The sequence below is a fragment of the Comamonas sp. genome (assembly GCF_009360615.1).
Lineage (GTDB): Bacteria > Pseudomonadota > Gammaproteobacteria > Burkholderiales > Burkholderiaceae_C > Comamonas.
Genome location: NZ_SPEY01000114.1, coordinates 40,615 through 52,788 on the forward strand (window position 1 = coordinate 40,615; position 12,174 = coordinate 52,788).

Consider the following 12,174-nt stretch of genomic DNA (forward strand, 5'->3'; position numbering starts at 1 on the left):
AGAATGCTGTGAATCGAATCGGATTTTTTGTCACCAGCATTCTCGTGGTGCTGGCCTTGCTGAGTTCCACCCTGTTCGTGGTGGATCAGCGTCAGTTCGGTGTGGTCTATGCGCTGGGGCAGATCAAGGAGGTGATCACCGAGCCAGGGCTCAACGTCAAGCTGCCGCCCCCCCTGCAGAATGTGCGCTATATCGACAAGCGTCTGCTGACGCTCGACAGCACCGACACCGAGCCCATGCTCACGGCCGAGAAGCAGCGCGTGGTCATTGACTGGTATGTGCGCTGGCGCATCTCCGAGCCCTCGGAATACATCCGTAACGTGGGCCTGGATGAATCTGCCGGCGCCATGCAGCTCAACCGCGTGGTGCGCAACGCCTTCCAGGAAGAGATCAACCGCCGCACCGTGCGCGAGTTGCTGTCTTCCAAGCGCGAAGGTCTGATGACCGATGTCAAGCGCGAGGTTCTGGAGACCGTGCGCGGCTCCAAGCCCTGGGGCGTGGACATCGTCGATGTGCGCATAACCCGTGTGGACTACGCCGAGACCATCACCGAATCCGTCTACCGCCGCATGGAAGCCGAGCGCAAGCGCGTGGCCAACGAGCTACGCTCCACGGGCGCTGCCGAAGGCGAGAAGATCCGCGCCGAGGCCGATCGCCAGCGCGACGTCATCATTGCGAATGCGTACCGCGACGCCCAGAAGGTCAAGGGCGAGGGCGATGCCGAGGCTGCACGGGTGTATGCGGAATCCTTCGGCAAGGACCCACAGTTCGCGCAGTTCTACCGCAGCCTGGACGCTTACAAGGAGAGCTTCTCCAAGAAGAGCGATGTACTGGTGCTTGACCCGTCGCAAAGCGACTTCTTCAAGACCTACCGCAATGGCGGTGCCGCCGGCAAATAGGCTTGGCATGCGCGCACTCGGATCGGGGCGGTGTTCTGCCGGCAGCGGCACCTGCTGACCATCCTTGCATGCGCAAGTTCCGAAAGCTTTGACAACGATGAAAGCAATGGCCCCTCGAGGGCCATTGCCTATTGGGGAGATCGCGATGGATTGGCTGGAGTCCCTGGGGGTGGCGCTTGCCCTGCTGCTGGTGCTGGAAGGCGTGCTGCCGCTGTTCGCGCCCGGGCTGTGGCGGCAGCTGTGGATGCAGCTGCTGCAGCTCAGGGATGGGAGCTGCGCTTTTGCGGATTGCTCTGTATCGCAGCAGGCGCGGTCATGCTCATGCTGCTTTGAATACTGCCGATACCGGCTAGGCCTTAGCGGTCAAATTGGGCAGGGCTGGCAAAGCCGGTAGAATCGCATTTTTAACAGCCTCCCCATTTCTCCATGTCTGCTTGGGTCCTGCCGGATCACATTGCCGATGTTCTGCCCTCAGAGGCTCGGCACATCGAAGAATTGCGTCGAGGATTGCTCGATACTGCGCGCAGCTATGGCTATGAGCTTGTCATGCCACCCATGCTGGAGTATCTGGAGTCCTTGCTGACGGGTACAGGCGAAGCTCTTGCCCTTCAAACCTCCAAACTGATCGACCAGCTCTCCGGTCGCACCATGGGTCTGCGTGCCGACATGACCCAGCAGGTGGCCCGTATCGATGCGCATCTGCTCAATCGCAAGGGCGTGACCCGTCTGTGCTATTGCGGCCCCGTGGTCCATGCGCGCCCTGACCGTCCCCGTGCCACGCGTGAGCCGCTCCAGTTCGGTGCTGAGCTCTACGGCCATGAAGGTCTGGAAGCCGACCTCGAAGCCCTGCATCTGGCGCTGGACTGCCTCAAGGCAGCGGGCGTCAAGGACGTCATCGTGGATCTGGCCGACGTGCGTATCGTGCGCAGCCTGCTGGCTGGCGTGATGGTGGACGAGCAGGTGCTGCGCGGTGTTCACGCGGCCCTGGCCTCCAAGGATGCGACAGAGCTGGCCCGGCTGACCCGCGATTTCCCCGAGCCCTCGCGTGAGGGCCTGATGGCGCTGCTGCAGCTGTACGGCGGCATGGAAGTGCTCGATCAGGCTGAAAAGATGCTGGACCGAACTGCCGGTGTGCGCAATGTGCTGTCGCATTTGCGCTGGCTGGTACAGAGGCTCGACGGTGTCAAGGTCAGCTTCGATCTGGCAGATCTGCGTGGCTACTCCTACTACAGCGGTACACGCTTTGCCATCTATGTGCCTGGCGGCAGCGATGCGCTGGTGCGCGGTGGCCGCTATGACGAAGTCGGTGCAGTGTTCGGGCGCAACCGTCCCGCTGCCGGCTTCAGTCTGGATATCAAACAACTGGTGGCTGTCGTGCCCGAGCGTCCGCTCAAGGCTGCCATTCGCGCTCCCTGGGGCGATGACGCGCAAGTGGCTGCCGCCATTGCCGCATTGCGCCAGCAGGGTGAGACGGTGGTCTGCGTGCTGCCAGGGCATGAAAGCGAAGTGGACGAGTTCCACTGCGACCGTGAGCTTGCCAATGTCGGCGGGCAATGGGTCGTGCAAGCCATTTAAGGCATTTGACTAATTCTTCGATTTATCGGATTGGAATATGAATACATCCAAAGGTCGCAATGTGGTCGTCGTCGGCACCCAATGGGGTGACGAGGGCAAGGGCAAGCTGGTCGACTGGCTGACCGAGAGCGCCAACGGCGTCGTGCGTTTCCAGGGTGGCCACAATGCGGGGCACACACTGGTCATCAATGGCGTGAAGACGGCTCTGCACCTGATTCCCAGCGGCATCATGCGCCCCGGCGTGAAGTGCTACATCGGCAACGGCGTGGTGCTCTCCGTGGGCAAGCTGTTTGAAGAAATCGAAGGCCTGGAGAAGGCCGGCGTGCAAGTGCGCGACCGCCTGCGCGTGTCCGAAGCCTGCCCGCTGATCCTGCCGTTCCATCAGGCCCTGGACGTGGCCCGTGAAGCGGCCCGTGAAAAGGGTGGCGTGCAGAAGATCGGCACCACCGGCAAGGGCATCGGTCCCTCCTACGAAGACAAGATCGCCCGCCGCGCACTTCGCGTGCAGGACCTGAAGCATCCCGAACGCTTCGCCACCAAGCTGCGCGAACTGCTGAGCCTGCACAACCATATTCTGGTGAATGTGCTGGGCTCCAAGAACTTCGATTTCGGCGCCGGCCTGGCTGCGTACATGAAGGACGGCGAAGTGCAGTTCGAAGCCGTGTACGAAGAAGCCATGCGTCATGCCCAGCTGCTCAAGCCCATGATTGCCGATGTTTCGCGCGAGCTCAACGCGGTGCACGCCGAAGGCGGCAACCTGCTGTTCGAGGGCGCGCAGGGCACGCTGCTGGACGTGGACCACGGCACCTACCCCTATGTCACATCGTCCAACTGCGTGGCCGGCAATGCGGCCGCAGGCGCTGGCGTGGGCCCCGGCATGCTGCACTACATCCTGGGCATCACCAAGGCCTACTGCACCCGCGTGGGCGGCGGTCCTTTCCCTACCGAGCTGGAATGGGAAAAGGAAGGCACTCCCGGCTGGGTCATGTCCACCGTGGGGGCCGAAAAGGGCGTGACCACCGGCCGTTCCCGCCGCTGCGGCTGGTTCGATGCTGCGTTGCTCAAGCGTTCGGCCCAGATCAACGGCCTGTCCGGCCTGTGCATCACCAAGCTGGACGTGCTCGACGGCATTGAAGAGCTGCAACTGTGCGTGGGCTACGAACTGGATGGCGAGAAGATCGACCTGCTGCCTCTGGGGGCGGACGATATCGAGCGCTGCAAGCCCATTTATGAATCCATTCCCGGCTGGACCGATTCCACCGTGGGTGTGACCGAGTATGACAAGCTGCCCGTGAACGCCCGCCGCTATCTGGACCGTATCGCCGAAGTGACCGGTGTGCCCATCGCCATGGTGTCCACCAGCCCCGACCGCGATCACACCATCCTGATGCACAACCCGTACAGCCCCGCCTGATCGGGCCGGGTTTGACTGAACTTTCAAAGGAACTGTGCCCATGCTGACAGAAGACGGTAAGCACCTGTATGTGAGCTACGACGAGTACCACGGTCTCATCGAAAAGCTCGCCATCAAGATCCACCAGTCTGGCTGGGAATTTGACACCATCCTGTGCCTGGCGCGCGGTGGTCTGCGCCCCGGCGATATCCTGAGCCGCATTTTCGACAAGCCTCTGGCCATCATGTCCACCAGCTCCTATCGCGCCGAAGCCGGCACGGTCCAGGGCCATCTGGACATCGGCCGCTTCATCGCCACGCCCAAGGGCGATATTTCCGGCCGCGTGTTGCTCGTGGACGATCTGGCGGACTCGGGGGCCACGCTCAAGGCCGTGATCGCCATGCTCAAGACCAACTACGCACCCATCACGGAGCTGCGCAGCGCCGTGATCTGGACCAAGGGTGTGTCGACTTTCGAGCCCGACTACTCGGTGGACTTCCTGGCCACCAACCCCTGGATTCACCAGCCTTTCGAGGGCTATGACACGCTCAATCCCGAGAAGCTGGCGGAGAAGTGGAAGGTCTGAGGACCCGACACCCGCATTGGCTCAGGAGCCCCTTTCGGGGCTCCTTTTTTTATAGAGCAGTGATGTTCATCAATAGATGAGCGTCATGTGCCCTTATTCCAACGATTTCAGGCTTTTTATAAGCGGTATCGTATGAAAATCAGGCGCTAGCTGCTCCTGTTTTTGAATTGTTGTCATGATGCGGCCTGCGCCGGGCGACCAAGGCTCGCATGGCATTTCAACAAGCTTTGTAAACCAGAAGGCTTGTGTTGGCAGCGGCTGCATTGGCGCAGCTACACTGCATGGATTCTGAGAAGGTGGTGGTTGTGGGACGTCTTTCTATTGGGCGCACTGGCGCTGCTGTGGCATTGGTCGTGGGCGTGGGCGCTGCGGCGTGGTTGGGGGCTTCGGTCTTGCCCGGTTTCAAGTCTGCCAAGGCGGCCGCACCAGCGCCTGCCGTCGCGCCTGCCGTCGCTCCCGTGGCCGCGCCCGCAGCGACTGTTGCTGCCGGCGTGCCGGTACCTCCAGCCGCAGTCAGGCCGGCACAGGCAGCGCGTGCCGTGCAGGGCCCCACCCCCATCTTTGTGCTGAATTCCCTGGATGCCTCGATCAGCGTGATCGATCCTCTCAGCTGGAAGGAGCAGTCGCGCATCCCCACGGGCAAGGAGCCCCATCACCTGTACCTGACGCCGGACGAGAGATCGCTGGTGGTGGCCAACGCACTGGGCGATTCGCTGACCCTGGTGGATCCGCGCACGGGCGCCGTGCAGCGCGTGATCCGCGATATCGTCGATCCCTACCACCTGCGCTTTTCGCCGGACATGAAGTGGTTCGTCACGGCCGCCAACCGCCTCAATCACATCGACTTTTACCGCTGGGATGCAGCCACGCAGACGCCGACGCTGGTCAAGCGCGTCTCCACCGGCAAGACGCCCAGCCATTTGTTCATCGACGCGCAGAGCAAGACGCTTTACTCCACCATGCAGGACAGCGATGCACTGGTGGCCATCGATATCGCCACCCAGACCATCAAGGCGCGCGTACCCACCGGTCCCATGCCTGCCGACGTGTACGGCAGCCCGGATGGCAAGAAGCTGTTTGTCGGGCTGACGGGCGGCGATGGTGTCGAGGTGTTCGACATCACCGGTGCCGAGCCGCGCAGCCTGGGCCAGATCAAGACGGCTGCCGGTGCGCATGCCTTCCGCGCAGCCGGCGATGACCGCCACCTGTATGTGAGCAACCGCGTGGCCAATACCATCAGCAAGATCGATATGCTCAGCAGCCAGGTCGTGGCCCATTACCCGGCACCCGGCGGCCCGGACTGCATGGATGTGTCGGCCGACGGTCGCTACATCTTTGTGGCCTCGCGCTGGGCCCGCAAGCTGTCGGTGATTGACACGGTGGAGAAGAAGGTGGTCAATCAGGTCAATGTGGGCAAGTCGCCTCACGGGGTCTGGACGCTGTCCCACGCTGCGCGCTGAGCACTTGTCCCGGCCGCATCGAAGCGCCAGGGCCGGTTTTCGTGGTGACCACCTCAAGGAGGGTGGATGCAAAGACGTTGTTTCATGTTCGGCTCGATGGTCGGAGGCCTGACGGCCGCTGCGGCCCTCGCTGCCGAAACTTCCGGAAAGGCTGCCCCGGGCACCTGCTCAAAGACGGTCTACCTGACTTTCGACACCGGGCACATGGGCATAGCCCGGTGGGTTGCCCAGGTGCTGCAGAAGCACAAGGTTCCCGTCACCTTCTTTGCGGCCAACGAGGCCACGAAAGAGGGCGGCAGCAGCCTGGCGGACTTTTGGGCGCCCTGGTGGAAGGAGCGTGCCGATGAAGGGCACCAGCTCGCATCCCATACCTTCGACCATATGTACTGGCTGGCCGATGTCCGGGACAGCGCCACGGGACAGGTCACGCATTTCAGGGTCAGGCCCTCGGCCGGGCCCAGAGCCGGGCAGACCTTTGTGGTGTCAGCCGATGAGTACCGGCAGGAGATTGCGCGCTCCGCACAGCGCCTTACCCAGGTCACCGGCCGCAAGACCTTGCCGCTGTATCGTGCGCCGGGCGGCAAGACATCGCCGGCGCTCATTGCTGCAGCCCGGCAGGGCGGTTTTCAGCATGTGGGCTGGGCACCGGCTGGTTTTCTGGGCGACGAGCTGCCCAGCGACAAATATCCGAATGAACGCCTGCTCGCGCAGGCACTCAAAAACATCGGCAGCGGCGATATTTTGCTGGCCCACCTGGGGATCTGGTCACGTCAGGATCCCTGGGCCCCGGCGGTGCTGGAGCCATTGATTCTGGGTTTGCGGGATAGGGGGTTCTGCTTCCGTACGCTGGCCGAGCACCCTGCGTATCAGGGCTGGATCGCACAGCAGCGCTGAATGCTGCAGGAGGAGTGAGTCGTGGATGGGTTGGTTCAGGTGTTTGGAGAGGCGCAGCAACGCTTGTTTGAAGGCGTGGTGCAGCCTTTTCTGTTCCATTTCGGCATGGCAAACCTGCTGGAGGATGGCTATGCGGCCACGGGCTGGCTGCTGGTGGGCTTGCTGCAGATTGCCGTCATGGTCGCGGTGATCGTGCCTCTTCAGCGCTGGAGGCCGGTCGAGCCGGTGGTGGACCGACAGGCGATTCGCGTGGACATCCTCTACACGCTGATTCACCGTCTGGGACTGTTCCGGCTGGTTTTGTTCTTCACGACGGAGCCGCTGTGGAATGCGCTCATGGGGCGGCTCCATGTCTGGGGCTTGCCGGGATTCCATCTTGACGACCTCTGGCCGGGCGTGACCGACAATGCCTGGGTCAGCCTGCTGATGTACCTGGTGGTCTTCGATCTGGTCGAGTACTGGATCCATCGCGGCCAGCATGGCTTCACCTGGTGGTGGAAGCTGCATGCCGTGCACCACTCCCAGCGTCAGATGACGGTGTGGAGCGACAACCGCAATCACCTGCTCGATGACGTGATCCATGACGCCATCATCGTGCTGGTGGCGCAACTGATCGGCGTGGCGCCGGGCCAGTTTGTGGCCATCGTGGCCCTGACCCAGCTCAGCGAGAGCTTTCAGCACGCCAATGTGCGCATCTGGTTCGGCCAGCTGGGCGAGCGTCTTTGGATCAGTCCGCGCTTTCACCGCCGCCACCACGCCATCGGCATCGGCCATGAGCCGATGGCGCCGGTGCGCAATCCCAAGGTGCATGGCAACAATTTCGGCGTGCTGCTTCCCTGGTGGGATATGTGGTTCGGCACGGCCAACTTCGATCTGCGCTACGACCCGACCGGCATTCGCGACCAGGTGCAGCCCAATGCCAAGGGGCAGTTGCGCGACTATGGCCGAGGCTTCTGGGCACAACAGTGGCTGGCTGTCCTACGATTGATGGGTCGCGCATAAGTCAAACCTTGAGTATGCTAGCCGGCATGAGCTTGCTACTCGACTCTTTTTGGCGTGCCCTGGCGTATTGCCTGCATAAGCGGGTCATTGTCTGGTCTCTCCTGCCGCTGCTGGCCATGGCCTTGATGGCTTGGCTTCTGGGCTACTTCTTCTGGGCCGACGCGGTCATCAAGGTGCAAAGCCTGCTGGACGGAGTGGGCTGGCTGCATACCCTGTGGCTGTGGCTGCAGGAGCGCGGCGTGGGCTATGCCTCGGAGGTGGTGGCCTCCATCTTTGTGGTGCTGGGTGCCACGCCGGTTCTCGTCGTGCTGGTTTTGCTGCTGGTGGGCTTGTTCATGGCGCCTGTGCTGACGCAGCTGGTGGCCGAAAAACGCTTTGCCGGACTGGAGAAAAAGCATGGCGGCTCCACCATCGCCAGCCTGCTCTGGTCGGGGGGCTCCACGCTGATCGCGCTGCTGGCCCTGTTTGTCACCCTGCCGCTGTGGGTGTTTCCGCCTTTGATGCTGGTGGTTGCGCCACTGATCTGGGGCTGGCTCACCTACCGGGTCATGGCCTTTGACGCCTTGTCCGATCATGCCAGCAAGGACGAGCGCAGGGCGCTGTTTGCCCGTCACCGCGTGTCGCTCATTCTGATGGGGGTGATCTGTGGCTATCTCGGCGCGGCACCCGGTGTGGTCTGGATTTCCGGGCTGCTGTTTCTGGCAGCGTTCTGGATTCTGGTGCCCATTGCCATCTGGATCTATGCACTGGTATTTGCCTTCTCTGCCCTCTGGTTCGCTCACTTCTGCCTGGCAGCGCTGGAACAGATGAGGGCGCAGAACGTGCCGAGTGCTGCCGATCCGCGGGTGCCGTTCGCACCTGGTGCAGATGATGCCGCGTCGGCGGTTCGCTGAGAGGTGCCTGTCGACAGGCGAATCGAGTGCCGTGCACCAAAATCAAACCTGCTTGCGGCATGCACCATCATGGTGCAAATATATTCACCATGATGGTGCATTTCGGAAATCCGCTCCGGCAATGAGACAATGCGCGTCGGTTTGGTGCAGTGGGCGGATGCGGCTGGGCTAAGTGCTTATGTCTTGTGGTGAACAGGTTTCCGAGAGGGCCCGATTTCAGTGCACGGGGGCCGTGGCGAGGTGCTGAAGCAGAGTTGGCACGTAAACTGCTAGATACTATTCATTCTTTATTTGATCAGCCCAAGTTGGCAGGAGAGATCTAATGGCGAAGACCGTTGCAGACGTGATGCAGATGGTGCAGGATAACGAGGTCAAGTTCGTGGACCTGCGCTTTACCGATACCCGCGGCAAGGAACAGCACGTGACCGTGCCCGTGTCGCACTTCGACGAGGACAAGTTCACCTCGGGCCATGCCTTCGACGGTTCTTCCGTGGCCGGCTGGAAAGGTATCGAGGCCTCGGACATGCAGCTGGTTCCCGATCCCAACACGGCCAACATCGATCCCTTCTTCGAAGAAACCACGCTGATTCTGCAGTGTGATGTGATCGAACCCGGTGACGGCAAGGCCTATGATCGCGATCCCCGCTCCATCGCCAAGCGCGCTGAAGCCTATCTGAAGGCTTCCGGCCTGGGCGACACCGCCTATTTCGGCCCCGAACCCGAATTCTTCATCTTCGACGGCGTGCGTTGGGGCACGGAGCCTCACAACCCCTTCTTCGAAATCGAAGAATACGAAGCGCCCTGGAACACCGGCACCAAGTTTGAAGGCGGCAACCGCGGTCACCGTCCTCGCGTCAAGGGTGGCTACTTCCCCGTGCCTCCTGTTGACAGCACCCAGGACATGCGTGCCGAAATGTCGCTGCTGCTGGAAGCCGTCGGCATTCCTGTCGAAGTGTTCCACCACGAAGTGGCTGGAGCCGGTCAGAATGAAATCGGCACTCGCTTCTCGACCCTGGTCGAGCGCGCCGACTGGACGCAGCTGCAGAAGTACATCATCTGGAACGTGGCCAACACCTACGGCAAGACGGCAACCTTCATGCCCAAGCCCTATGCGGGCGATAACGGCTCCGGCATGCACGTGCACCAGTCCGTGTGGAAGGATGGCAAGAACCTGTTCGCCGGTGACGGCTATGCCGGTCTGTCCGACTTCGCCCTGTACTACATCGGCGGCATCATCAAGCACGCCCGTGCCCTGAACGCCATCACCAACCCCGGCACCAACAGCTACAAGCGTCTGGTCCCCGGCTTCGAAGCTCCCGTGAAGCTCGCCTACTCGGCCAAGAACCGCTCCGCTTCGATCCGTATTCCTTACGTGAGCAACCCCAAGGCACGTCGCGTGGAAGCCCGCTTCCCCGATCCTCTGATGAACCCCTACCTGGGTTTTGCAGCGCTGCTGATGGCCGGTCTGGACGGCGTGGAAAACAAGATCCACCCCGGCGAAGCCGCGACCAAGGACCTGTACCATCTGCCTCCCGAGGAAGACAAGCTGGTGCCCACGGTCTGCCACAGCCTCGATCAGGCGCTGGAAGCCCTGGATGCCGACCGTGCGTTCCTGACCAAGGGCGGTGTGTTCTCCGACAGCATGCTGGACGCCTACATCGAGCTGAAGATGGGCGAAGTCACTCGTTATCGCCAGGCCGTCCACCCTGTCGAATACGATATGTACTTCTCGCTGTAAAGCAGAGGTTCTCAAAGGCGGCGCAAGCCGCCTTTTTCATTGGACGGACGCGGCTCGGGACGTGGCGGCAGCGGAACCAAACAGGTGGGTGGCGGTCAAGTAGTCAATAAAAGCCGCAGGCTTGGAGCGATACTCAGGGCATTGCGGACTTGCGGCCGCCGTCTGCCTGAGAGGACCGAATGAAGAAGTTTTATGTGTTGTCGTTGCTGTGTCTTGCATCCGGGGTGGCCCTTGCCCAGGATGTGATCTACCGCTGCGGCAATGAATACACCAACAACGTTTCACAGGCCAAGGCCAAAGGTTGCAAACCGGTCGAAGGCAGTGGCGTCACGGTGATTCACGGCACCCGTCCATCGGGGGGCGAAGCCGGTGCGGCGGCGGCCAAGCCCAGGCCGGCAAGCAGCTCTGCCGCGAGCCAGCCGGTCTCGGCCCGCGCCGACAGCGCTGCGCAAAAGGCGCGCGACTCCGATGCCCGCGCGATCTTGCAGGGCGAGCTGAACAAGGCTCAGTCCCGGCTGGCCGAACTCAAGGCGGAGTACAACGATGGCAATCCCGTGCGCACGGCACTGGAGCTGCGCAATCCTCAGGGCTACCCGGAGCGCGTGGCCAAGCTCAAGGCCGATATCACACGCCAGGAAAGTGATATCGCAGGCATCAAGCGAGAGCTGGACCGGCTGCCTGCGGTCAACTAATCCGGCCCCTGGGGCTGGTCATTTTGGGTCAATCGCATGAGTTCCACTGCAGCCCCGCTCCCCGATATCTCCAGGCCCGATGCGGACCTGGCCAACGGTCCTGGTTACCAGTCGCTGGATTGGCTTTGCACCTTGATTGCCGTGCTTGACGAGTACGGCATGGTGCGTTTTGTCAATGCGGCGCTGGAGAATGCGCTGGGCCAGTCGCGCCGCATCATGGTGGGCAGTGACTTCGCCACCTGCTTTGCCGAGCCTGCCCTGCTGGACAAGGCGCTCAGCGGAGCCCGTTCCAACGACTTTGCAGCACTGCGCTTCGAGGCCAGCCTGCTGCGCCTGGGGCAGGAGCCCCTGCCGATTCACGCTGCCGTCTCGCTGGCCGAGAAGGCCGGCCATGTCATGGTGGAGATGTGGCCTCTTGAGCAGCAGGCCCGGCAGGATCGCGAGGAGCGCATTCGCGAACAGGCACAGGCCAACAAGGAGCTGATTCGCAATCTGGCGCACGAGATCAAGAATCCGCTGGGCGGCATTCGCGGTGCAGCCCAGCTGTTGCAGATGGATCTGGTCACGCCCGAATTGCTGGAGTACACCACGGTCATCATTCACGAGGCCGACCGCCTGCAGGCGCTGGTGGACCGATTGCTGGCCCCGCATCGTCATCCTCACGAGGTCGGAGACGTCAACATCCACGAGGTCTGCGAGCGCGTGCGTTCGCTGGTGCTGGTCGAGCACCCCCAGGGACTCAGGATCACGCGAGACTATGACATCTCGATTCCTGAATTCAGAGGCGACAGCGCCCAACTGATCCAGGCCTTGCTCAACATCGTTCAGAACGCTGCCCAGGCGCTGGGGCGGCGTATTGCGGAAGGCGATGCAGAGATCATCCTGAGGACGCGTGTGGCCAGGCAGGTCACTTTGGGGCGAGGCAGGTCACTTTGGGGCGTGAGCGCTACAGATTGGCACTGGAATTGCATGTAATCGACAACGGGTCAGGCGTGCCAGATGCCATCAAGGAACGGATTTTCTATCCTTTGGTTTCGGGCAG

At 61.9% G+C, this 12,174-nt stretch carries 10 protein-coding genes and 2 pseudogenes; all 12 read left to right on the plus strand.

Annotation, left to right across the window (positions count from 1 at the left end; genetic code table 11):
• Positions 1-8 precede the first annotated feature (8 nt).
• Complete coding sequence (hflC, locus tag E2583_RS23760) at positions 9-899, plus strand: protease modulator HflC (RefSeq protein ID WP_291599304.1); 891 nt, start codon at positions 9-11, stop codon at positions 897-899.
• Between the two features lie 145 nt (positions 900-1,044).
• A pseudogene (locus E2583_RS23765) lies at positions 1,045-1,232 on the plus strand (DUF2065 family protein).
• 93 nt (positions 1,233-1,325) lie between these two features.
• Positions 1,326-2,474, plus strand: a complete 1,149-nt coding sequence (locus E2583_RS23770; RefSeq protein WP_291599306.1) for an ATP phosphoribosyltransferase regulatory subunit — start codon at positions 1,326-1,328, stop codon at positions 2,472-2,474.
• A 37-nt stretch (positions 2,475-2,511) separates the two neighbouring features.
• Positions 2,512-3,888, plus strand: a complete 1,377-nt coding sequence (locus E2583_RS23775; RefSeq protein ID WP_291599308.1) for an adenylosuccinate synthase — start codon at positions 2,512-2,514, stop codon at positions 3,886-3,888.
• Between the two features lie 40 nt (positions 3,889-3,928).
• The gene (locus E2583_RS23780; protein WP_003063794.1) at positions 3,929-4,453 is read left to right on the plus strand and encodes a phosphoribosyltransferase; all 525 of its coding nucleotides are present in this window, start codon (positions 3,929-3,931) and stop codon (positions 4,451-4,453) included.
• A gap of 281 nt (positions 4,454-4,734) precedes the next feature.
• Entirely contained in the window at positions 4,735-5,913 is a 1,179-nt protein-coding gene (locus E2583_RS23785; RefSeq protein WP_291599311.1) for a beta-propeller fold lactonase family protein, read from the plus strand.
• Between the two features lie 66 nt (positions 5,914-5,979).
• Complete coding sequence (locus E2583_RS23790) at positions 5,980-6,807, plus strand: polysaccharide deacetylase family protein (protein WP_291599312.1); 828 nt, start codon at positions 5,980-5,982, stop codon at positions 6,805-6,807.
• 21 nt (positions 6,808-6,828) lie between these two features.
• A complete protein-coding gene (locus tag E2583_RS23795) occupies positions 6,829-7,809 on the plus strand; it encodes a sterol desaturase family protein (RefSeq protein ID WP_291599313.1) in 981 nt (326 codons plus the stop codon).
• Between the two features lie 14 nt (positions 7,810-7,823).
• Positions 7,824-8,702, plus strand: a complete 879-nt coding sequence (locus tag E2583_RS23800; protein WP_291599320.1) for an EI24 domain-containing protein — start codon at positions 7,824-7,826, stop codon at positions 8,700-8,702.
• A gap of 322 nt (positions 8,703-9,024) precedes the next feature.
• Complete coding sequence (gene glnA, locus E2583_RS23805; protein WP_291599314.1) at positions 9,025-10,440, plus strand: type I glutamate--ammonia ligase; 1,416 nt, start codon at positions 9,025-9,027, stop codon at positions 10,438-10,440.
• Between the two features lie 179 nt (positions 10,441-10,619).
• Entirely contained in the window at positions 10,620-11,132 is a 513-nt protein-coding gene (locus E2583_RS23810; protein WP_291599316.1) for a hypothetical protein, read from the plus strand.
• 36 nt (positions 11,133-11,168) lie between these two features.
• A pseudogene (gene glnL, locus E2583_RS23815) lies at positions 11,169-12,174 on the plus strand (nitrogen regulation protein NR(II)); the annotation flags it as partial.